This window comes from Leptospira stimsonii (genome assembly GCF_003545885.1).
Classification (GTDB): Bacteria; Spirochaetota; Leptospiria; order Leptospirales; family Leptospiraceae; genus Leptospira; species Leptospira stimsonii.
Window position 1 is genome coordinate 27,402 of sequence record NZ_QHCT01000009.1, and the last position, 22,167, is coordinate 49,568.

At 44.0% G+C, this 22,167-nt stretch carries 17 protein-coding genes and 2 tRNA genes; 6 read left to right on the forward strand and 13 right to left on the reverse strand.

The features are described 5' to 3' along the window. The first annotated feature begins 59 nt into the window (after positions 1–59). Genes DLM75_RS21150 through DLM75_RS21160 form a run of 3 tightly spaced genes read left to right on the forward strand, consistent with a single transcriptional unit; the run spans position 60 to position 3,634 of the window. Entirely contained in the window at positions 60–1,112 is a 1,053-nt protein-coding gene (locus DLM75_RS21150; RefSeq protein ID WP_118970563.1) for a lipase secretion chaperone, read from the forward strand. Further along, the gene (locus DLM75_RS21155; RefSeq protein WP_118970498.1) at positions 1,112–2,860 is read left to right on the forward strand and encodes an apolipoprotein N-acyltransferase; all 1,749 of its coding nucleotides are present in this window, start codon (positions 1,112–1,114) and stop codon (positions 2,858–2,860) included. The genes DLM75_RS21150 and DLM75_RS21155 overlap by 1 nt, the downstream gene beginning before the upstream one ends. After that, a complete protein-coding gene (locus DLM75_RS21160; protein WP_118970499.1) occupies positions 2,861–3,634 on the forward strand; it encodes a ribonuclease H-like domain-containing protein in 774 nt (257 codons plus the stop codon). A 187-nt stretch (positions 3,635–3,821) separates the two neighbouring features. Here the strand turns inward: DLM75_RS21160 and DLM75_RS21165 are convergent, their stop codons facing one another. From DLM75_RS21165 to DLM75_RS21180, 4 genes are all read right to left on the reverse strand, one after another. Further along, positions 3,822–4,844, reverse strand: a complete 1,023-nt coding sequence (locus DLM75_RS21165) for an MBL fold metallo-hydrolase (RefSeq protein WP_118970500.1) — start codon at positions 4,842–4,844, stop codon at positions 3,822–3,824. A 113-nt stretch (positions 4,845–4,957) separates the two neighbouring features. Continuing rightward, on the reverse strand, positions 4,958–5,353 hold the full coding sequence (locus DLM75_RS21170) for a response regulator (RefSeq protein WP_118970501.1): 396 nt from the start codon (positions 5,351–5,353) through the stop codon (positions 4,958–4,960). A 20-nt stretch (positions 5,354–5,373) separates the two neighbouring features. Continuing rightward, positions 5,374–8,874, reverse strand: a complete 3,501-nt coding sequence (locus DLM75_RS21175) for a PAS domain-containing protein (RefSeq protein WP_118970502.1) — start codon at positions 8,872–8,874, stop codon at positions 5,374–5,376. Between the two features lie 10 nt (positions 8,875–8,884). Continuing rightward, positions 8,885–10,048: an LBF_2804 family protein gene (locus DLM75_RS21180; protein WP_118970503.1), complete on the reverse strand. Its 1,164-nt coding sequence runs from the start codon at positions 10,046–10,048 to the stop codon at positions 8,885–8,887. Positions 10,049–10,208: 160 nt separating this feature from the next. Between DLM75_RS21180 and DLM75_RS21185 the strand changes: the two genes are divergently transcribed. After that, on the forward strand, positions 10,209–10,955 hold the full coding sequence (locus tag DLM75_RS21185; RefSeq protein WP_118970504.1) for an LIC10920 family plasminogen-binding lipoprotein: 747 nt from the start codon (positions 10,209–10,211) through the stop codon (positions 10,953–10,955). 66 nt (positions 10,956–11,021) lie between these two features. Here DLM75_RS21185 and DLM75_RS21190 read toward each other — a convergent pair whose 3' ends face one another. The 5 genes from DLM75_RS21190 to DLM75_RS21210 all read right to left on the reverse strand — a co-directional run bounded on the left by DLM75_RS21190 (position 11,022) and on the right by DLM75_RS21210 (position 15,413). Then, on the reverse strand, positions 11,022–11,525 hold the full coding sequence (locus DLM75_RS21190; RefSeq protein WP_118970505.1) for an SRPBCC family protein: 504 nt from the start codon (positions 11,523–11,525) through the stop codon (positions 11,022–11,024). A 497-nt stretch (positions 11,526–12,022) separates the two neighbouring features. Continuing rightward, positions 12,023–12,982: a polyprenyl synthetase family protein gene (locus tag DLM75_RS21195; protein WP_118970506.1), complete on the reverse strand. Its 960-nt coding sequence runs from the start codon at positions 12,980–12,982 to the stop codon at positions 12,023–12,025. Between the two features lie 67 nt (positions 12,983–13,049). Then, positions 13,050–13,949: a transglutaminase-like domain-containing protein gene (locus DLM75_RS21200; RefSeq protein WP_118970507.1), complete on the reverse strand. Its 900-nt coding sequence runs from the start codon at positions 13,947–13,949 to the stop codon at positions 13,050–13,052. Between the two features lie 192 nt (positions 13,950–14,141). Further along, positions 14,142–14,966: a transketolase gene (locus tag DLM75_RS21205; protein WP_118970508.1), complete on the reverse strand. Its 825-nt coding sequence runs from the start codon at positions 14,964–14,966 to the stop codon at positions 14,142–14,144. 60 nt (positions 14,967–15,026) lie between these two features. Continuing rightward, positions 15,027–15,413: a hypothetical protein gene (locus DLM75_RS21210; protein ID WP_118970509.1), complete on the reverse strand. Its 387-nt coding sequence runs from the start codon at positions 15,411–15,413 to the stop codon at positions 15,027–15,029. A 194-nt stretch (positions 15,414–15,607) separates the two neighbouring features. Here DLM75_RS21210 and DLM75_RS21220 point away from each other — a divergent pair. Continuing rightward, positions 15,608–15,680: transfer RNA gene (locus DLM75_RS21220), tRNA-Thr, on the forward strand. Between the two features lie 11 nt (positions 15,681–15,691). Beyond that, positions 15,692–15,773 (forward strand) — tRNA-Tyr (locus tag DLM75_RS21225). Positions 15,774–16,208: 435 nt separating this feature from the next. On the opposite strand, the gene DLM75_RS21230 is transcribed toward DLM75_RS21225, so the two are convergent. The 4 genes from DLM75_RS21230 to DLM75_RS21245 are packed head-to-tail and all read right to left on the reverse strand — an operon-like array spanning position 16,209 to position 22,061. Next, complete coding sequence (locus DLM75_RS21230) at positions 16,209–17,777, reverse strand: hypothetical protein (RefSeq protein WP_118970511.1); 1,569 nt, start codon at positions 17,775–17,777, stop codon at positions 16,209–16,211. After that, complete coding sequence (locus DLM75_RS21235; RefSeq protein WP_174715103.1) at positions 17,767–20,544, reverse strand: transglycosylase domain-containing protein; 2,778 nt, start codon at positions 20,542–20,544, stop codon at positions 17,767–17,769. The genes DLM75_RS21230 and DLM75_RS21235 overlap by 11 nt, the downstream gene beginning before the upstream one ends. Positions 20,545–20,588: 44 nt before the next feature. Beyond that, positions 20,589–21,461, reverse strand: coding sequence for a ChaN family lipoprotein (locus DLM75_RS21240; RefSeq protein WP_429945553.1), 873 nt, complete (start codon positions 21,459–21,461; stop codon positions 20,589–20,591). Between the two features lie 51 nt (positions 21,462–21,512). Then, a complete protein-coding gene (locus tag DLM75_RS21245) occupies positions 21,513–22,061 on the reverse strand; it encodes a glutathione peroxidase (RefSeq protein ID WP_118970514.1) in 549 nt (182 codons plus the stop codon). Positions 22,062–22,167 lie beyond the last annotated feature (106 nt).

The window sequence follows — 22,167 nt, forward strand, 5'->3', positions numbered from 1 at the left end:
TTTCAGAAAAAACAAAAAAGGTTTGCCTTGAGAAAGAATTCTTTCACAATCACAGGTCCATGAAATCTCTCCAGGAAAGACTTACATTCCCAGCGGTCATCGCATTGATCTCCGTGATTCTCATCGCATTGATTTGGTTCGTTTTTTTTAGCGGAGGAGTCGGTTCGAAGAACGGCTCCGCGGATTCCGAAACCGAATTTACTCTTCAAAGATCCGAATCGGGAGAATGGATCCTGAACCAAGCGGTGGTCGATACTTCCAGAAGAATTTTTGACGAGAACGGAAAATGGCTGAGCTTCGACGAGCTGATGCAATACGCGGCGACCGGCGAAGTCAATCTTGTATCGGAACTCTGGGCGCTTCGGAGACAATGTCCCGAGAATACGGGCTTCGAACAGTGTAACGAAATCATCCGCGCATTCATCGCAGATCACTACTCCGGTAAGGACGCCGATTATCTGATGAAACTTTTTTCGGGTTACTTGAGATACGAAACCACGATGAGAGAATTCGAACTCCCCGATAAACTCAGCCGTGCGGAAAAATACGAACTCGTTAAAAAGAAAAGAAGGGAAATTTTCTCGGATAACGACGCTAAGCTGATCTTCGGGTTGGAAGAGGCGGAGGAAACGTATAGGGATTCTTTGAGCGGATTTTTAAAAGAAACCGAATCTTTGAACGGCGATAAAAGATTGGAACGATATGAAGAATATCGAAAAAACGTCTACGGTCAGTATTACAATACGGTAAAGACTCGGGAGCCGAAATACAATACCTATGAAACCGAAATGTTCTTACGCGATAAAGAATTGGAAAGAATGAATTTATCCGATCGAAACGGAAAAACGAGGGCGATTCGCGAAAAGTATTTCGGAAAAGACGGAGCCGATCGTATGGACGCGGTTTATAAAGAAATCGAAGAAAGAGAGAAAAAGGAAAAACAAACTCATTCGGAGGAATCCGACTGGCTCCAGAAGAATTCAAACGTAAAAGGGGAAGCGAGAGAAAAAGCCCTCATGGAAATTCGTATTAAGAACCTCGGAAAAGAAGAAGCGGAAGAATATTCAAGAAGACTTAAATACGAAGAGGAAATAAAGAAAAATCAAAATTGATGTTTTATCGATTCGTTCCCTTAGACTCGTTTCGCTACCGACTTCTACTTTGTTTTGGAGTCGGTTTCGGCGTCCTTTTTGGACTTTCCCCCTTTTCCTTTCTCAGCGCAGGAATCGTTGCTTCGGTTTCGACTTTATCCTTGTTTCTTTCTCTCAATCGAGGATCCTTATGGAAGGCATTTCTTTGGCTTTTACTCCTTTCCCAAATTCTAAACTTCACAACTTTCTTATGGATTCCCGGATCGGTTTCTAGGATCTCGGGAACCGGTCCCTTCGTTTCGTTTGTATTCTTCCTTTTTTACGGGTTGATTTCGCATATCAAATTCGTTCCTTTTTATATTATTTTCCGTTTTTCGAATATTCAAAATACTTCAAAACCCTGGAATTTGATTTTGTTTCCGGCCGCAGGAACATTGGCTGATCTGATCACCTTTCAGATATTTCCTTGGTATTGGGGGAATTTGGTTTCCGGTTCGATCGTTTTCGAGCAGTTCGCTTCCCTCCTGGGCGTCTACGGTTTGAGTTTTCTTTTACTTTTTATCGCATCGGCTCTTTCGTTTTCGATCGCACATTTCAGGAATCGAAAATCGAAAGAGTTTAAAATTCTTCTGATTTCCTTCATCGCTATATTTATCGTTTACGGTTACGGTTTGTATAAAATCGGATTTGTTTCCGATTCATTGGTCCCCGGAGAAACAAAAGTTCTTTCGGTCGTTATGATCCAACCGGATACTTCTCCCGGAACAAAGGATCTTCAAAATGACGAAATTTTTCTTGCAAGTACGATGAGTAAAATTCTATCGCTTGCGCTCCAAGGAAGTATGTCTGCGGAAAAACCTCCTTCGCTTATCATTCTTCCGGAATCCGCCATTCCGTTTCACGGAACGATTCCTTCCAAAGAGAATCAGGATGAACACATCTATTCCTCCACGATGGAAGGCGTGATCTTATATTTATCAAAACATACCGGTGCGGACGTTCTTTTCAACGAATTGAATCTGGAAGATGGAAAACTGAGAAATCAAATCTCCCTATTTAAAAACTTGGATGGGATCACCGAACGTTATAATAAAAGAAGACTCTTGGCTTTCGGAGAATATCTTCCTTGGGAATCCAAGTTCCCATTCTTACGAAAAACGTTCCAAGAAACATCTCGTTACGTTCCGGGAGATTCTCCCAAACTTCTGACAGGAACGATTAAAAAAAACAGCCGGCAAGTTTCACCTCCTGACAGACACGACCTCGAACAGCTTAAAACTCCGGAAAGGATGAAAGTAGAATTCTCCTCTCCCGAACTACAAACGGAGAAAATTAAGAATTTAGAATATTCTTATTCCATTCTTCCTCTTTTGTGTTACGAAGCTATGTTTACCGATCTCGTTCTCGATTACTTCGATTCGAAAGAACGTCCCGACCTACTGATCAATCTTACCAACGATTCTTGGTTTGATTCGGAATTGGAGGCAAATCAACACTCCGGAACCGTTCGTCTCAGGGCGATCGAAACAGGCATTCCAATGATTCGCTCCACCGTCTCCGGAATTACGGACGTTTGGGATGCGAGAGGAATTTCGCTGATTACTCCGGTCGGCTTTCACGAAACCGCGATCCGCACCTTTTCGATTCAACTCAATCCTTCCGCGGCGACCTTCTATACAAAAATAGGTAATTCCTTTCTATGGATCGTATGTTCGCTTATCATTTTCCTTCGTTTAACGATCACGTTCCGAAGCGGTAGGAAAGTTTGAATGCTCGAGCATACGTTTTGTCATTTACCGGGTATCGATTCGGTCGAAGAAAGACAACTCTGGGAAAAAGGAATTCTCAACTGGAATGATCTAAAGGATTTTTTAAGAACGGAGTCCGTTCCTATCAAGAACCTCATCTTAGACGCATTAGAGTTTTCTAAAAAAGAATTGGAACGAGAGAACTTTTTCTACTTCTTCCATGTTCTTTCCGCGAAACATCACTGGAGACTGTTTCCGGCCGTTCGTCAAAAGCTTCTCTACTTAGATATCGAAACGACAGGCCTGGCAAGCGAAGACAGAACTACGATGATCGGTACGTATGACGGCAACAAATACAAAGCGTACACGCGGGGATTCAATCTGGATTTTTTTTTGGACAACGTAAGTCCGGATCGAATTTTTGTTTCGTACAACGGAATCGCATTCGACGTTCCGTTTCTCGAAAGGGAATTCAACGTTCGTTTTCGGAATAATCACATTGATATTATGTTTTTCTTACGTTCCCTCGGGATCAAGGGCGGACTCAAAGGTTGCGAAAAAGCGCTCGGGATCAATAGGCCGGAGGAAGCCGCAATCAACGGGGCCGATGCGGTTCGATTGTGGAGACAATACGTCGAATACGACGATACGGATGCTCTGAGAATTTTGGAAAGTTATAACCGAGAAGACACGGTCAATCTTGAAATCTTGTTCATCAAAGGATACAATCTAAAAATAAAAGAGACTCCGTTCTACGGGGAAATCATTCGAGAACCGGGAGATCTCAGATTTTAGGGAATTCCATAGAATTCTTCCTTTGAGCCTCACCTTCATTCTAAGTTCGAAACCATTCTACAGAGTCCGATCTACTTTAGGAAAATAGAATATTCCCCGATGAGATATCGCTTTGAGTATTTACGATAAAACGATCGCCTCTCACGATTGAATAAGCGATCGAGGTTTTCGAACAAACAAAAAATTCTTATTCACCGCCGATCCAGTGATACTTTTCATAAGGAGGATCGACTTCCATGATCCGAACCTGCCCCTGATCGATCAACTTTCGAATCAGCGAATGCATAATCGCCAAAGCTGTGTTATAGTATCCGCTATTAGCGACCTTTTCCCCCATCGCCTCTAAAACGAGAGTGGAAAGATCCTGGTCATTCTCTTTCAATCGACGAACTACGCCTCTTTCTAAAAGATTGAGGGTTTTGGAAAGGAGTTTGATCGCTCTTTGCGGATCATCCGGTTCCGGTCCGTGTGCGGGAAGAAGTCTTCGGATCGGTAGTTTGGAAAGGCGATCCAAGGATTGATGATAGTCGTAAAGATTGCCGTCGATTTCAGCGTAAATAGAAGAGATGTTTTGTAAGACGAGGTCGCCGGTAAAATAAATTTTTTCTCCCAGGATATACGGAGTAAGATGCCAACGATTGTGCCCCGGCGTATAAAGAATTCCGATCTCTCTTCCACCTGCCGCGATTACGTCCCCTTCCACGAGCTCTACGTCGAAATTGAGAAAAGGATCCACCCTTTCCGAATTGTTAAGCGCATCTTGAAATTCGAATATTCCTGTATCGACCCTTTTGAGCTCCTGGGCTCGAACGGAATTGTCATGATGTCCTTTGTAGACCAATCTTCTCATCGCTCTCTGGAATACTTGAACGAATTCGACATAGTTATCGATACCCGCCGCCATCCCGGCCATCGCGTATAACTTCGCATCCGTATAATATCGAATCGTTAATGCGGCACTCATATGATCCAAATGATTGTGAGTATAAATGATATGTTTGATTTTACTCAGGGAAAGTCCGATTTTTCTGAGAGCCCTTTGTAAGAGTCCGAGGTTCTCGATGTAACCGGAATCGATGATCGTGGGTTCTCCATCCGGAAGAATATAAATATTGTTAGGCGAATAGAACGGCTGAGGGATCTCGGTTTTGAAAATTCCGTCACCGATTTCCTGAACATCCGGTACTGAATCATATCGGTGAATTTTCATCGAACTCTCCCAAAAAGGACTCGAACCTTTTTGATTACACGGTCTTTCGCAACGTGTAGACGGGCAATTGAAATTTAAATCGTGTTCTTTACCGAAAACAAGTTGGATTCGATCTAATTTTTACCGCAACAAACTTTGACAGCGTCCAACAATTGTTTCCGGTCCCAGGGTTTTGGAAGAACTGCGTATGTTCCTGCTTCTTTCATTACTCGTTCCACCGCCGCTTCGTCGATGTGTCCCGTGATTAAGATGGAACGGATCTTCGGATATTTTTGATGAACTAAAATTAAGAATTCGTCTCCCTTAATTCCGGGCATTCTCCAGTCGGATAGTATGAGGATCACATTGATCCCGTTTTCCACGAGCTCATCCACAACTTCGAGAGCTTCTTTCGCGTTGATTGCCGTTTCATATTGAAACTCGTTTCCGAATTGTTTTTTTAATTCCTGTTTCAACGCGATCAAGATGATCGGCTCGTCATCCACACAGAGAATAGCGTCATTTTTCATAGTATCTTTTAGGGTCTCCGTTATACCGAGCCTGCGGATTTCAGCCACACGCTAAACTTCGTTCTTCCAGGAACGCTCTCGAACTCTATCTTTCCGCCCATCTTCTCTATTATCTTCTTACAAATATCCAATCCGAGTCCGATCCCTTCTCCTTGTTTTTTCGTTGTGAAGAAGGGTTCGAAGATCTTATCTTTTACTGAATCCGGAATTCCGCTCCCGGAATCGATAAACGAAGTAACGATCCAAAGATCTTGTTTTTCGATACAGATTTCAATCTTCCCCTGATAATTCATAGCCTGCAAACCATTATTCAAGAGATTGATCCAAACTTGATTGAGTTTATTTCCGTCTCCGAGACAACGCTCGTCGGTCCGATAATCGGTAATTACCTCTACCCCATACTTTATCTTTGTATGATATAACGTAAGAATCGTTTCGATTTCCGATTTTATATCGACGGGAACGATTTCCCCTTCTTCTTCATTCACTCCCGGATTCAAATAATTTTTTAAGGCTTCGACCACGTGCGATGCCTTACCGCTCGCAATCGAAATCACGTTGCTCAATCTTACAACCGTGGAAAAAGAAGAAACCGCCGTAAGAATCTCCATCCTTCTTTCGGTTCCGAGAAGCTCGGGGAGTCGTTCTTTCAATCGATAAACTCCCGAGTCGAGAACGACGTTCGCAACGTTGTCGTGATCCGGAATTGCGGCGTTTTGAAATAACTGAACGAGTTCCTTTTTTAAACTTCGATTCGGAATGATTTCCGATTGTGAGGCATCCTGTAAACTTTCAGCTAAGAGTATTTTAAAATCCCGAACTTCTTCTTCGTTAAAATTGAAAATCAAATTGGGGATTTCCCTGATTTCGTTTTGAAGAATTTCTAAGATTGCCCGATTCGAGGAAACGATCGCTCCTAAAGGTGTGTTGAGCTCATGAGTCATTCCCGCCGCGAGTTGCCCGATGGCGGCTAACTTTTCGGAGAGAAGCAACTGATCCTGAGCTCCTTGGAGTTCCTTCATGGTCTTTTCCAAATTTCGAACGGCTTCCACCAAATCGAAATTCGATTTGCGAAGTTCTTCGGTTCGGAGATCGATCTTTTTTTCCAAGTTTGCGTTGAGATCTAGGATCGTCTCTTCCGCCTGTTTACTTTTCGTGATATCATAGATGATTCCGAATATCTGCTTCGGAGAACCGTTTTGGTTTCTTTTATAGATCAGTTCCCTTGAAATCAACCACCGCCAGTTTCCGTCGCTGTGTTTCATTCGATATTGATGTTCGATCAAATCCTTATCACTCGCTTTCGCATAACGTGGAAGAATTTCGGTGAAATACCGATCGTAATCTTCGGGATGCATCATGGTTCGAATGATCTGATCTCCCATCGACTGAAGTTGTTCCACCGAATATCCAAGGACGATTTCGATTCCGTTGTTGCTATAGATGTTTTTCTTTTCCTCTAAATCATAAATGTATAATATGTCCGGAGTAATATCCAGGATCGATTCTATGAATTGATTTCTTTCGCGGAGATTTTCCTCGATTTGTTTTCGTTCGGTGACGTCCACCATCACGCCGCGAAGCCACCGCGGTTGATGATCGAGGACGATCACTTTGACAAGATCGCGGAGCCAGACAACACTTCCGTCTTTTCTCAAGAATCGATACTCGAAATCATGAGCTTCCATTCTTCCCGTACAAGCGATACAAAAATCGACGGCCCAAATTCTATCTTCAGGATGAAGGTGATTGGCCCAAAATCCGGGTTCTTTCCATTCTTCTATGGAATAACCGAGCATACTTACGACCTGTTGACTCACGAACGTAAAATCAAAACTCTTCGCATCCGCTTCCCAAACGATTCCCGGTGTTGTATCCACGAGATCCCGGAATCTTTCTTCGCTCGACTTTGTTCTTCGAAAGGACTCTTGTAGCTGTTCCACCATGTGATTGAAAGAATGAGCAAGGGTTCCCAATTCTTCCAGGCGACTCTCCGGTATTCTTTGTTGAAAATCACCTTGCGCCATCGCTCGACTTGCGTTCAGAATTTTTTGAATCGGAGCGGTGACGATTCCCGCAAGAAACGCACCGATGAGAAGGGAAAGTGTAAGCGCAAATGCAAAGACCATCGCGGACTGACTGCTACCAATTCTAACTCCTTCCAGATAATAAGCGGCGGGAATCGCAGTGAGTACGATCCAATTCTTATCCCCTCGATTATCTTCATAGGGTGTGGCTTGTGTAAGCCATGTTTCCAGCGATAGTGGTTTTGCGGTGATGACGTCGAAACGAAACTGAACGGGAGACTTCAACGTATCGAGATTTCCGATATTCTTTTTTAAGGTCTGAATGGCGTTTACAAAAACCGGGTCTCCTTCCACTCCTTGTTTCCAATCTCCCGCACTCACATTTTTGGAGGAAGCGATCAAAGCTCCGGAACGATCGATGACGATTGCCCGACCATGTTCGGAGATGTTCATCGATTTTAAGAGCGAAAGTATTCCATTTAAACGGCGAGACTCCTCTTGATTCTTCGAATTTTCAAGATAACGATCCAATTGAAGATTGATGTTCTCCGAAATTTCCTGATGCAACCTTCCCGCGAGTTTATCGGCGGCCAGCTCCGAACTTTTTAAATTGAGATACGCGGTCATTCCCACCATCAACATCACGAGAAGAATAAACGGAGTCACCATAAACATACGAATTGGCAAACCGAGAATCGGATTTTCCTCTTCGTCCGAATTGCTGATCTCGTTCCAAAGCAATTCCTTATGATTGAAAACGAACTCCCTCACATGACAGGGAATTTGAATCCAGAACATTCGATATTTTTTTGCGAGCGGAAGAGCGACGAGCATCGCAAATGGTGCGAGAACCCAAGTGATCGAAGTGGTAAAAAACAAAGCGGGGGTGATATTTCTATAGGAAATTGCGGGAGTAAATTGATTCGCACAGATATAACCCCAGAGCTGAGGTTCCACCGCCATAAAAACGAAAACAAAAAGTAGATAGTAAAACCATGTTTTTATTTTTCTAAAATCCGGATCCCTTCCAATCAATTGATAAGCGACCCAAAAACATGCAGGATTGATAAAGTATCCTAATAACCAATCGAGTAAGAAGTCGGGTGGCACACCCTCGATCAGATCCGAAAGACCGTATGCGAAAGGAACTGCGATCAAAGCGGGATATCCGAACAAAACGATAGAAAGAAAAACGGAAAGATCCTTGAGAGATTCGAAGGTTTGCGCTCCGGGGACCAAAACGATAAAAGAACCGAGATAACCGGTTATAAAAATGAGAATGAACGTAAGAGGAATGCTTAAGAAAGCCTGTGTATCCCAGGATTGTCTTTCTCTTCCGAATCCGATTTTTCCTCCGGGACGAAAGGTAAAACCTCCAAAAGCGGAAATCATAAGAATCAAACCGACAAAGTATCCGACACTTCCCCAGACTTCCAGAAGAGAAAGTGGAATCGATTGAAAAACGGATTCAAACCATTGCACAACAACTTGCATTAGGATGACCCTATCGAAGAACTGAAAAATTCAATTGGGACAATTCTCTCGCCTCTTCCAAGTCCCCACGTCCGATCGATTTCGCAAGTGATTCTACCCATTCTAATCGTTCCTTCGATTTTTCTCCGAACACAAGCGGAAGATGTTTCCTTTCGAAGGAGGAAATTTTACCATCAAAACAGCAAGTTATGCTCAATATTTTTAGACAGAGCTCTTTTTCTTCCTCATTCAGATCCTTTAGAAGTTTTTCAAGGGATTCCCATTCATCCAATCGAAAGTGATAGTCTTCAATCTGAAAGGCTTTGTGAAGTTTGATAAGAATGTATTCTAGATTCGGATGAAATCTCTGCGTAAAAACGACCGAGTTTCCGACCGCCGACATACATGCGATCTTAGCTTCACGACTCAAAGAATTTCGTTTGGAAAGAATTTCCCCCACGAGTTCTTTGGATAAGATACGGGTCAAAAGTCGTGTTCGCAACTCCTTAAGAATAACATAAAGTACGATTGCGTCCCAAATCGCCGTAATGGGCGCGGCTACAAAATCGGCGTAAATTCGAAAAGAGTTTCTCGCGAGAATTTTCCGAATCACGATCTTTGCGACCAAGTTCGAAAGAAAAACTTTAGCTTTGTAGAGAAGTGTCGTGATAAAAAGACTATGTTTATTGGTGAGACGATAGGGATCGATTCCTAAGAGCCTGAGATCCGGATCTGGAATTTCCAAGGCCAATCTCGAAAGAAGACTGCTAACACCGGTGATGAGATCGGGATCCTCCTCCAAATCCAGTCCCGCAAGACGAGTCATCTTGTAGACGGAAGAAAGACCGATTCTATAAAGAAGATAAAATTCCAAGATCGTTCCAGATAAAAGAGCAAGGCCAGTCCAGAACCATTTTTCTAAAAACACGGGGGACCAAAGCTCCGGCGAATCCGGAAATAATTTTTCCACAAGGATAATAAAGAACGTAGTCCAGAAACCGGTTTGTAAGGACCAAAAGACGGTCCATCCAATGATCTTTCTGGATCCGGCTCCGAATTCTTGACGCGTCCAATTTCCGGGAGATCTTTTGTCTCTTAGAGCGAGATTTCGCAAAACTCGGACTCCCCAGAGTTCGAGGATTCCCGGTTTGTATTCTACGGCTCGAGACCTTTTTTCCATGGGCCGGGAGTTCATACCGTTTTCCGAGGTTGTCAAACCAATCTTTCAAATTTTATTTCAGAATCAGGGTGCTCGGGAACGATCTTCTAAAGGTAGGGTCGAAACCAGAAAGCGAAGTTCAATTTCATTGTTGACCTTCTTTCGCTTTTCAATGAGCATGAATTAAAGGCAATCTATGAAACGTTCTTATACCATTCTTCTTTTTTCCGTCCTGAGTTCTACGCTGTTCTTTTTCGATTGTGAACACAAAGATCAGAACAACGTTGATCTCAGGGTTTTGGCCGCAACCGGAGAAATCATTTTTATCAATGGAGAAGTAGATTCCGATAAGATTTCATCTTGCGGCGTTGCGGTTCCCGGAACTACCTCCACCGGAACAACGGGAACGACAACGGGCAATACCTCAACTACGACTTCCGGTTCCACAAGCACGCGTTATACGATTACGAGCCAATTAATCATGAAAACCACAGGGGAATCTTTGGTCCTTCGATTTCAATTCGATTCTTCTCAGTATCAAGGTTCCGTGGATCCGCAACAAGGCTTTAGTTATTCTGGTGGCGCCTTCGCAAGAACCGTTACCGGTAACGTAGGAAAGGTAGAATGGGGAGCGTCCGGAATTCCGGTGTATCCAAGTAGTAACGGGGGCGCTCAACAACAAACGCTTCAATATATGGATATCGATCTTTCCTTGACTGGAAAATTACTCGCGAGTTCGACTACGACGGGAATCCTGAATCAGTGTTACACATCCGATAACGTAAACTGTACTTCGATCACGACCACACAGCAGTGTTTTACACAAGACAACCAGACCTGCGTCTCAACCGCTTCCGCCGCAGGAGCCTCTGTGACAATCACCGGACATATTTCCTGTAGCGCTCCGAACGTGATTCCGAGCGGAAGCGCAACAACTCAGTAAAAAATCACCTTCCAAGAAAGAATCAGGATTCTTAAAATCCTTTCGGGATATTAGAACCTGATTCTATTAGAGTTTCATTGTTTTCGCAAGTTCTACTAACTGATCGAGAGCTTTTCCCCAGCCTTCGTGAAAACCCATCTCTTCGTGTTTCTTACGATTGATCGAGTTTCCGTGGATGGCGGTCGCGACGTACTTCGTCCCTTTTCCGTGAGGTTCCAAAGTGAGGATACCCGTAAAAAATCCGAAAGGATGTGTGGGATCCGGAGAAGGACGAAATCCGGGTTGAAGAGCATCGGTCCAAGAAAGTTTTTCGTTCGGAATCACTTCCAGATAACAGCCAATGTTCGGAAAATTCTCTCCTTCCGGAGACTGCATCGTAGTGCTAAAAATTCCGCCAGGACGAAGATCGATTTCGCAATCGATCGTTTTCCAAGGTGCGGGTGTGAACCATTTTACGATATGCTCCGGCTTTGTCCAAGCGGCCCAGACCAATTCCCGAGGGACGTCCACGATTCTTTCAAAGACCAAATCCAGATCGGAATCGATCTGAGGAAAAATTTTAGGCTTCATCTTACTTTCTCCAATTCTCACAAATATATTCAATTTTTATAATACTTTGCCGAAACTCTTCGTTCGAGACCGAAAGAAAAGCGGACGATCCCTTCCAACACTGGGACCTCAGATTTCCATTGAACGAACCTGCTTCGCTCGAGGATCTTCTTATCCGGAAAATTCTTCCACCTTGGGATAAATCCTGTCGTAAATACGACAATCCTCCGTGAAAGTCGCGCGCCCCACCCTGATTTTGGGTGGAGGGGTGGGTGGTGGAAATGCTCGGGAGACATTTCTCTATCATAAAATTGTAATTTTACAAGCACAAAGTTCCATTTGGGTGGGAACTCCTACAAAAACTCAATGGTGTTCACCACTAAAAACGTTCGCGGTCTTTTTTTTTGCGGATCCAAGAAGTATTTTATTCTCACAAAAAATAGAATCCGTCTGAGAAAAAATCGAGATGGATCCTTCCAATCGTCGTAGAAACAGAAAACGTTTTTTAAAAAAGAAATCTATTCTTCTAAGAGTTTTAAAATTTGATCTTTTAAAAGATTGCGAATCCCGGATTCTTCAAAGCCATTTAAGAATTTCATCAAGTTTTCAGCAATGTTTTGAAACTCAGAGTCCATCTGTTCCCGCACTTGATAACGGGAAAGTAGACTTAGAATCACGACTCCGTCTCCGGGAGATCGTTCGGATTTCGCAAACAAGGAATGAACCAGCTTCTTATCATTCTTATCCGCATTTTCTAAGAGAAGAAGAATCGGATACGTGTAAAGTCCGTTGTAAAAATCCTTCAAAGGGACCTTACCGCTCTTACTCGCCGGAGAAAAATAATCGATTGCGTCGTCTTTTTTCTGAAAAAAGGAACCGAGATCGATCCCGAATTGTCTGAGTTTTTTCTTTTCCTTGTCCGATTTTTCGGAAAGAATTCCCGCCGCTGAAGTAACAGCGCCGAAAAGAGAAGCGGTCTTTCCGTAAACGACTCTATTATATATTTCTAATGTAATCTTGGGATTTTTCTCCCATTCCATCTGAATGAGTTCCGAAACCGAAAGGTCTTTAATCACCTGGGTAAAAATATCCATGAGTTCCGGATAACCGAGGCCGTTGAGATGATCGATTCCGCAGGCTAGGAGATAATCACCGGCAAGAATCGCGGTCTTATTCCCGAACTTGGAACCTACGCTCTGAAGTCCGCGTCTGGTCTCGGCCTCGTCCACGACGTCATCGTGAAGCAAACTCGCGGCGTGAATCAGCTCTGCAATGGCGCCGACGTCGAGCCAATATTTACCTGAATACCCGAGGAGTTGACAAAGGCAATAGTGCAATATCGGACGAATTCGTTTTCCGCCCGATCGGATCGTATAGGTTTTGATCTCTGCAAGAATTTTGAGATCCTCGCGAATGATCGCTTCCAGTTTTTTATCAAACTTACGAACTAAAGAATCTTTCAGTACAGATACTTTCACTACCTCTTCCCGTGGGGCCAGTATTCAAAATATCTGTACAGGCTCAAGCAGAACTCTTCGCGGGGACTTACGCTTTCAGTTTGTTTTCAAGAATCAAGAGCTGACGAGCGAGAATATCTTCCATATCGCGATACTGTTCCTTACGGTAGATATGGATCAGATTTCGATACATCCTTTTGATAATGGAAAGAGTGCTCGCGCGAGTGAAATATCGTTCGCTCGGAGTAAAACTATTCGCTTCCAAAAATCGAATACAAGTCGACTTATCCAGAAGAACTCCTCCATGAAACGGATCGATAAACGTCTCGTAATCGGGAGAATCAAAATGAAGAAGGAAATGAAGAGGCATGTTCACACCGTAAAGCGGAAGAGAAAGCCTCTGTCCTACGAGAAGATATATGGCTGACAAAGAGATCGGGATTCCTTTTCGAGTGCGCACGATGCGAGTTACGAAAGAATTGTTCGGATCGTCGTATTGATCGTTGTTCCCTTGAAAGTTTTCCTCGGAAGAAAGAACCCTAGTCAAAAAATGAACCTTGAGTTCTTCAGAAACGTATTCCGGATTGAGATCGCAGAGTTCTTCTACCCGAAGAGCTAATTGATCCAGATAAATTTTGAATTCATGATAGGAAGCATCGGGGTCGCCTACGCTGGAAAGAAGAAACACGGCTTCTTCCAAATCAGAGTAATCGTTGATATGTCCCTTGCCCGCGAGAAGCATATAACGAGTATTAATACGCTCAAGATGTACGATCGAAGAAATGGAACGTGCAAAAACTCGTAACGTAGGATCTTTGAACTCGTCAACGAAGTCGCTGATTCGAAATTGCCAGGGAACCATTTCCGCGATCTCGCGCATGACTTGTATCTTATCTTCTACACCCGCAAATTCCAATTGATAGAATTTTTCTTCCAACTTCTCGGGCGGAAAGGAAAGAGAATCAAAGTAAGAATCGGATGAGGGCATAAACTAGATCTTTTTCCAAAAAACAAAATGAGTCAATTCAGAATGAAATTTCTTTGGGGAAAAAATGAAATGCGAATGATAAATTACTATGTCTTACGGTCGATCAGAGAAAGAGCATAAAAATTGAAAAGAGGATTCGAAAAGAAATAAAAAAAACGAAACGCTCCCCAACAAATCGAGGAGCGACCGAATTCAAACGGAAAGTGCGGTTAATTCTTCGAGAGCTTTTTTCTCTTCTTCCGGTTTTGGCGGAGTTCCATGCCAGCCAGGATTGTTTTCCATAAAAGAAACACCTTTACCGAGCACCGTGTTGAACAAAATGATCGTGGGAGAACCTTTGTGAAGTTTTGCTTTTTCAAATGCTTGTATGATCTGCTCGATATTATGGCCGTCGGCTTCTAAGACGTTCCAACCGAAGGAAAGAAATTTCTCATTGAGAGGTTCGAGATTCATTACATCTTTCGTAAATCCGTCGATCTGAATTCCATTCTTATCCATAAAAGCGATCAGGTTGTCCAATTTATAGTGCGCGCCGGACTGAGCCGCTTCCCAAGTCATTCCTTCTCCACACTCTCCATCGGAAATACAAGTGTAGATTTTATGATTTTGTTTTTTCAATCTTGCCCCGAGTGCAAGACCTACGGAAACGGAAAGGCCTTGTCCCAGAGAACCGGAAGAACTTTCAATACCTTTCATGTAGCGCGTCGAAGGGTGACCCTGCAAGTTACTATTCAATTTCCGGAAAGTAAGAAGTTCTTCTACCGGGAAGTAGCCGGAATGAGCCATAGCGGCGTAACGGATCGCGCAGACGTGACCGTTGGAAAGAATCAACCTGTCTCTTTCTTCCCAATCCGGATTGGAGGGTTTGTGATTTAGAATTTTCTTATATAAAACTGCGTAAATATCTGCGAGACCGAGAGGTCCGCCCGGGTGTCCGGAATTTGCGGCGGTGACCATACGGATCACGCTCTTTCTGAGTTCGTTGGCGAAATTCTTAAGTTCGTTGATTTCGTTCATATTCTTCCTATGTGATTGCGATAAAGATTTCCAACCTCGGTGAGAGGTGCCGAAAGAAGGTCAGTTCGTAGAACGAAACAGAACCAGGCCGGAAAGGAAAATCACGGTGTATAGAGGAAGGAAAATATAGTGTAGTTTTCTGTGAAATTCTTTTTTTTGAGCGATTCCTGACCCTGCCATCAGAAGCATCAAAATCAAAGTCAGCGCGGCAAAAGCTCTGTGGGTGTCGATGATCCAGCGATCGACAGTAGGAACGATTCCCGCATTTTCCAAACCGCCTCCGAGGTATTTTGTGTACAAAAGACCGACGGCCGTGATCAGATTGATAGCAGTTCCTATCAAATTAAAAATTCGATGCAGGAGATTCTTTCTAAAACGAAAATAATAACCCGCGTAAAAGCTAAGGAGGGAGATCGCCATTCCGACATTGATTAGGGTTAAAATCATTTCATTCCATTTTCGGTAGAGTTCCGACCATTCGAAACTCTTTTTCCGACCCTTCTCCGAAGAAAGAGGGAAATTCTTCCAATCTCAGCATCCGTTCCTTGATTTCCAACTGCACGTTCGTCGAGAAGATCCGCCTTGGATTTTTTATTTGACCAAGGAAAAGAGCGCGAAATACTGGTTTTCATAGTAAAATTGCTGCCTTAGCTCAATTGGTAGAGCATCTGATTTGTAATCAGACGGTTGTGGGTTCGATTCCTATAGGCAGCTAATTTCTCTTCGGGTAGGTACTCAAGTGGCCAACGAGGGCAGACTGTAAATCTGCTGACTATGTCTTCGAAGGTTCGAATCCTTCCCTGCCCAATGTTATCTCTCAACTATTCAATAAGAACTTAATAGACAAAAACGAATCCGGAAGGATTCGAAGCTTGCGAGCGAGAGTGTTTCAAACGACCTTAGGGAGTGATGAAACTCGAAGCGAATCCATGGACGGATGAGCCGCGAGCAAGACACCTCGGAGCTTCGCTGACCAGGATGGGCAACTGCGTTAGAGGCGAATCCTTCCCTGCAACGCGATCCATTGAGAGCGTTGCGCTGAGTTCTCCCAATGTTATCTCTCAACTATTCAATAAGAACTTAATAGACAAAAACGAATCCGGAGGGATTCGAAGCTTGCGAGCGAGAGTGTTTCAAACTACCCTTAGGGAGTGATGAAACTCGAAGCGAAACTTTTTGCGGGAAAGTTTTGAACTTCCGTAAGAAGTGATTTGATAATTCAGAAAATGGAAACTCGAAATTTCAATTCGCTTCGGGAACGCTCGTCTGAAGATTCTTCCATTCCATTGAATAGAATCGGTATTTTCCGTCGCTGGAATATCCTTCCACAAAAAAACGATTCAATGTTTTACGATAAACTACGCTCGTAATTTGGAGAGATTCTTCGTTCGTCTCGTTTCGAAAATCGATACGAGCCGGAACCGAATGATACGCCACACTGGCGAACAATAGACTCCATTCTTCTTGATCTTGAGAAAAAAGAGCGCTCCCCAAAATTGCTTCCGGAGAAAGTCCCTGAAAAGGAACACAATTCTGCGGTTGTATTAGGGTTTTCTTAAATAACGAAGAACGTCCTTGTTTGCAGAGAAATGCAGGGTTCGAGGATAACACGAGAGTCGTCTCCGCCTTTCGATAATCCCAAAACGGAGTCTGATTCTTTTCGCCTCCAAAAAGTTTCTCATCGAGAAGTTTCGCATAACGTGAAGAACTTTCTGAAGAATCCTCCGGATCGGTATCCTCCGTCTTTTGTGAAGAACTTCTTCCAAGAAGAAATTCATAAACCGGATCCGGGGCGTCCGAATTTAGAATTCGAATCGCTTTGAGAAGTTCCTGACCCGGATGGCCTTCGTCCATGTTTTTAAAACAGATTCGATTCAAGAGCTCTTCGGATTCGTCTCCGGGTGAAAATCCCTTTGCGATCTGTCCACAGGCTTCCTGTTTTCTTCCGGATGCGAGTAACGTCTTTGCGGTTTCTATTCTTCCCCGTTCTTTGCTTCCATATGAGGAGCTCATCCAAAAATAACGCGCCGAGGAATCGTATTTCCCCAAGTTTCTCAAAAACTTACCGTAAAGATACAAGAGATCGGATTTTCCCTCTTCGCTTAACGATTTTAATCTTCCTCCAGAATAAATCCTCTTATAGGCGCTTCCCCGATCGGAATGAAGAGTATAACTGATTCTCAATGCGAGCGAAGTCTCAGGGCTCAGAATATTTCGGACTTCTCCAAAGGCGTGAATCTTTTCCCAACCGTCGTAATCGCCCATTTTGATCTTTACCGCATAACAAGCCTTATAGAGAGGCGCGTTTTCTTTTTTAGAGAGAATCTTAAATAGAAGCGGAAGCTCCGGAAGCGGAGAAGCAGTCGCTGTATCTGCGGATTCTTCGAGAAGGTTTTCAGAAGAATTTTCTTTCGAGTTTTGTTCCTGAAAAAAAGGATCCGGATCGGGTATCGGTCTACTACATCCCGAAATCACAGAAACAAGTGCGGACGGGCTTACGCTCAATCCGTTAGCGAGTTCTGTAACGAGCGATGGGTATTTTCCTTTCTTATCGGTAATCTTTCCGGAACGGCTCATGATTAAAATCGCAGGAATGTATTTTCGATATTTCTCATATAGAAAGAAAAGTCGAGAGGACGCGGTCTTTCGAATATCGGACTTCTGCGACGTTCGGAGTAATTCTTCGTATAAGGGAATTGAAAAAAGAGGATCCTCTTTTTCCATCGCGTAAGCGTCCTCGTAAGAAACGGACTCCAAGTTCAAAACAAAACTTAAAAAAATTAGAATATAAGAAAAACGTTTAAAATACATTTCTGAGAACTTCCCGCTTTGCGTCGCTTCCGTGATTGAGAGGACAAACTTCGGAAGGTACGGTTCCATTCTTGAACAATTCCTTTTTGGAATGTTTGCAGGATGGTCCCGGAAGTTTTCCGGATTCTTCACAGACCGTTGCGGTGATCGCGTGTTCGGTCACGGGATATCTTCGTTTTAGTTCCTCCGCGTCCTCGGCGGATTCGAAAACCTTTGCGACCGCACCCCAAAGAGGAGCGGCGACGGTTCCGCCTAACGCGGACGAGCCGAGACCGAAACTCGGATCGTCGTATCCAAGCCAGATCGCCATGGAAAGTCCCGGTTTGACTCCTACGAACCAATTGTCCCGATTGTCGTTCGTGGTTCCCGTTTTACCGGCCACTTCGCCTTTGTAACCTGTGTTCCGTACACCCGCAGAATTCGCGCTTCCATGAAGAAGATCGATCATGATCTCCGCAACTTGGGAAGAGAGAACCTTTCGTTCTTCCGGAACTTTTAAACCGAACTCGTCCGTCGCCTTTCTTTCAAAGATGATTTTTCCCGAACGATCGGTTATCTTCTGGATGAGATAAGGGCGTTTGATCGAACCGTCGTTCGCGAAGGCCGAATAAGCCGAAGCCATTTCAAGAGGTGAAATCTCTAATGACCCGAGTGCAAGAGAAAGGTCACCCCTAAATCTGGATTGAAGCATCTTGGAATCCGGGAAGAAAAATTTTTGAAAGAATTCTTGGATTCTGGAAATTCCGAGCTTTTCCGCGATCTGAACCGCGGCTGTGTTCTTGGACTTAGCCAAAGCTTGTCTAACGCTGATATCACCGTCGTATTGATTTCCGATATTCTCCGGCATCCAGTTTCCGGTTTGATTTCTATAGATAAGAGGCGCGTCCAAAATTCGAGAAGAAGCCGTAATCAGGCCGTTTTCAATCGCGGCGGAATAGAGAATCGGCTTTATAGACGAGCCAGTCTGGCGTTTCATTCCTGTGGTTCGATCCAATTGGTTGTCCGCCTTAAATTCGGAACCGCCGTGCATCAATAGAATTTCACCCGTGGACGGATCAACGGCGACTAACGCAACTTGGAGCCCCGATTCGTTTGAACCCGAAAAAGAATCCGTATCCATAAAGAGTTCAAGCGCTGGAGAAAGATCCTGCACGTATTTTCGAAAGACCGCCGTTTCACTGGAATTCTTGTTATCCGTAAGCTTTGTCTTACGAACCAGGCCGTTTTTTTGAACATTGTCGACGTACGTTTTTACGATCTTCTGGAGTTCCGCCTGAACCGGTTCTGCGATCGTAGTATAGATCGAAAATCCTCCGGTCTCATAAATATTTGAATCCGGATAAAGGGAATTTAAGAATTTACGAACGTGTTCCGTCACGTAAGGAGAATGGTCCCTTCGATTCCCGAAGACGGTTTCACCGGGAGAGCGCATGTGAAAGGAAAGATAGAGTTCGTCCAACTTCGTTTTCGGATTTTCTTTTAGAATTTCGTCTTCCCGAAAAGAATGAATGATCGCATTGACCCTCTGTCTCGAAAGATCCGGATTTTTCAGAGGAGAATATCGGTTCGGTGCCGAAGCCAAGGAGGCAAGAACGATCATCTCTTCGGTTGTAAGTTCGTTCGGATTCTTCTTAAAATAAAATTCTGCGGCGCTCGCAAAACCGAAAGCTCCGTGCCCCAAGTAGACGTTATTTAGATAATATAAGAATATTTGCTTTTTCTCATATGTATATTCGAGCGCAAAGGCTAGTTGCGCTTCTTTGATCTTTCTCACCAGACTTTTTTCACGATCGTCGAGGAGAATTCTCGCGAGCTGTTGTGTGATCGTGGAAGCGCCTTGTTTAAAACGAAAACTTGTGATATTTACAAGAATCGCTCTCGCAATGGAAAGGTAATTGATTCCGCTATGGGAAAAAAATCTTCTATCCTCCACAAGAAGAACGATCTTCTTAAGATTTTCCGGATACGCGTCCCATTCCAAATTACTGGTCTTCTTTGCGAAAATCTCCGAGACTTTCTTCCCATCCCGATCGTAGATCACGGAAGGTTGGTGATTGTAAAAAAGAGAAATCATCTGTTGGAGTTCCGACTCTCGGGAAATGACCCCAACCCAAAAAACGATCATCCCCAAAAGAAGAAGGGAGATGACGACGCCGGCGGAAAGGAGGACGAAGTTCGGAAGTCGAAGACGATGCGAAGACATCTGATCCCGAAGTCTTTCGGCCAAGGTTTTGATCCGAGGCTGACTTCCCTCTTCGATCTCCCGACGGACGGAGAAGAATGGCTTTTTTTCGAACGCAATTTTTTCCCGACGAAGCAAAGGGCGTTCCTCGCCGAAGAGAGGATCCGGAGTCGGTGCGTTCCGTGATTCCCCGAACTTTTCGCGGAGTTCCCGCATTTTTGAGCTCAGTGAAGCTCGAAACTCTTCCAAAGAATGAGAAATTCTTTCTAAAAACCCGGGCCCCGTGGGTTCGAGATCTTTTTGTGGAGTTGCATTCGCGGGAGTTCCCGCGTTTCGAAGAGGCTCTTCTCTTCTTGGAGGCTCGGTCGGCTTCGAAGGACTGATTTTTGGAGCTGAAACGATCGGTTCTCTGGGCGACAAGGGTGGAGGGGGAGGTTCCATTCTCACCAAAGCCTTATGACCGCATTGATAACAGGTCAGTCGGAAGACGGAACCGGTGGGAACTCCTTCCGGCAATCGGGACGCGGTCCCGCACTCAGGGCAAAGAAATCGAGGACTTCTTAGAGTTTGAATCCCTGTCTCCATCATCCTCTTAATTGTCGGAGGATCTTCAAGATCCAGACAAGCACTTAATTCTCTTTTTCTTTCCTTTCCGTAACGACGGTGAAATCGTTCCCGGAAACGGCTCCAGGGGGAATCGGTTCTTCGACTCCGAGCGGAAACATGGAAACGGTGAGAACCTGAAAACCGAGCTCCCGAAGACGATGAGTCACCCCGAAACCGTCGTCGCTATGAAATCTTCCGTTGATATGAACTACCTTTTTACCACGGGTCAAAAACGCGTTTGCGATCGCGTCGGCCATCCCCGTATCCCAAAGATATTGCGCGTCGATAAATCTTCGTAACATTGCATCATCGGAATTCGCGCCGGGATGACCTTGAAGCGTGTTCTTGATCTTGGTCTCATATCCTTCTTGAGAGAATTTTCGAATCAGATATTTCGGAGGTAAAAAGACCGAACGCAACGGAAACAAAGTTTCCAACCCCGAAGAAGAAACCAAATTCACGTATTTTCTCGGAACGTTGGAAGCGATCACGGGAATTTTCCGTTCCTTTGCGTATTGTAAGAATGGATGATAATCCCTAAGATGATTGGGCCAGAGTTTGAGAGAATTGAGAAACGCCTTTTCACCGATCTGCCCGTTCAGGTATTCGTCCAAGGTTTTCTGTTGATCTCGCTCCAACATCTCCATAGAAAGAACGACTTCGTTCGAAGCGGATATTTTTTTAAACCAATCCAACCGGATTTTGTGGCCGACAGTATCGTCGTGTTCTTCGCCAAAGATTAAAATATCATAATTTTTGAATGAATTAAAAATCACTTCGGGATCGACGTTCGTCGAAGTAGATCCTTTTTGGATGATCTCGGGCTGTGGCGGAAGTCCTTCCGTCTTCGAAACTTCTTCCGAAAAGACGGAAAAAAAACTTAACACAAGAAGAATCGAACCCAAAACCCCGCTCTGAAAGTTTACTTTTGTTTTCAAAAAAACCGCTTATTTCAAAAGGGATTCGATTTTTTGAGCGACTTCAACGCTATCCGGCTCTACCGCCGAAAGATAACGCGCTTCGATCTTCCCGTCCTTGGAAATGAGAATCTTTTCGAAATTCCACTGAACGTCTCCTGGGTTCGGAGAATTCTGAGTAAGATATTGATAGAGCGGATGTTGGTCCTTTCCTTTTACGGAAATCTTGGACATCATATCGAAGCTCGCTCCTTTTTGAATTCTACAAAACGTTTCGATCTCTTTGTCCGAACCAGGTTCTTGACTTCCGAAATTGTTCGCGGGAAAGCCTACGACCACAAATCCTTGATCCTTGTATTTTTTATAAACCTTCTCAAGATGATCGTACTGATACGTATACCCGCATTTCGAAGCGACATTCACGACCAGGACGACTTTTCCTTTATACTTTGAGAGAGGGACTTCATTCCCCTTAATGTCCTTTACCTTAAAATCGTAAAAACTTCCTTTCGCAAACGTGCCTGCGATCGGAAACAAAATCCCAAGAATGAAAAATAGAATCAAAAGTTTCGGTTGCATGGATGATACCTTCTCGAGAAGAGTTTAAATCCGAATGCAGTTTTGCTTCAATCGTTTTTCGATTCATCCGATCGCATTCTTACTCTCTCAACGGAATGCAAAACGA

What these genes read in the sequence shown, in the direction of transcription:
- DLM75_RS21170 (WP_118970501.1), bottom strand. Translation starts at nt 5,353, where the DNA reads ATGAAAAATGACGCTATTCTCTGTGTGGATGACGAGCCGATCATCTTG.
- DLM75_RS21210 (WP_118970509.1), bottom strand. Translation starts at nt 15,413, where the DNA reads ATGATTTTAACCCTAATCAATGTCGGAATGGCGATCTCCCTCCTTAGC.
- DLM75_RS21245 (WP_118970514.1), bottom strand. Translation starts at nt 22,061, where the DNA reads ATGCAACCGAAACTTTTGATTCTATTTTTCATTCTTGGGATTTTGTTT.
- DLM75_RS21230 (WP_118970511.1), bottom strand. Translation starts at nt 17,777, where the DNA reads ATGTATTTTAAACGTTTTTCTTATATTCTAATTTTTTTAAGTTTTGTT.
- DLM75_RS21185 (WP_118970504.1), top strand. Translation starts at nt 10,209, where the DNA reads ATGAAACGTTCTTATACCATTCTTCTTTTTTCCGTCCTGAGTTCTACG.
- DLM75_RS21190 (WP_118970505.1), bottom strand. Translation starts at nt 11,525, where the DNA reads ATGAAGCCTAAAATTTTTCCTCAGATCGATTCCGATCTGGATTTGGTC.
- DLM75_RS21205 (WP_118970508.1), bottom strand. Translation starts at nt 14,966, where the DNA reads ATGAACGAAATCAACGAACTTAAGAATTTCGCCAACGAACTCAGAAAG.
- DLM75_RS21160 (WP_118970499.1), top strand. Translation starts at nt 2,861, where the DNA reads ATGCTCGAGCATACGTTTTGTCATTTACCGGGTATCGATTCGGTCGAA.
- DLM75_RS21165 (WP_118970500.1), bottom strand. Translation starts at nt 4,844, where the DNA reads ATGAAAATTCACCGATATGATTCAGTACCGGATGTTCAGGAAATCGGT.
- DLM75_RS21200 (WP_118970507.1), bottom strand. Translation starts at nt 13,949, where the DNA reads ATGCCCTCATCCGATTCTTACTTTGATTCTCTTTCCTTTCCGCCCGAG.
- DLM75_RS21180 (WP_118970503.1), bottom strand. Translation starts at nt 10,048, where the DNA reads ATGAACTCCCGGCCCATGGAAAAAAGGTCTCGAGCCGTAGAATACAAA.
- DLM75_RS21155 (WP_118970498.1), top strand. Translation starts at nt 1,112, where the DNA reads ATGTTTTATCGATTCGTTCCCTTAGACTCGTTTCGCTACCGACTTCTA.
- DLM75_RS21235 (WP_174715103.1), bottom strand. Translation starts at nt 20,544, where the DNA reads ATGGAGACAGGGATTCAAACTCTAAGAAGTCCTCGATTTCTTTGCCCT.
- DLM75_RS21175 (WP_118970502.1), bottom strand. Translation starts at nt 8,874, where the DNA reads ATGCAAGTTGTTGTGCAATGGTTTGAATCCGTTTTTCAATCGATTCCA.
- DLM75_RS21150 (WP_118970563.1), top strand. Translation starts at nt 60, where the DNA reads ATGAAATCTCTCCAGGAAAGACTTACATTCCCAGCGGTCATCGCATTG.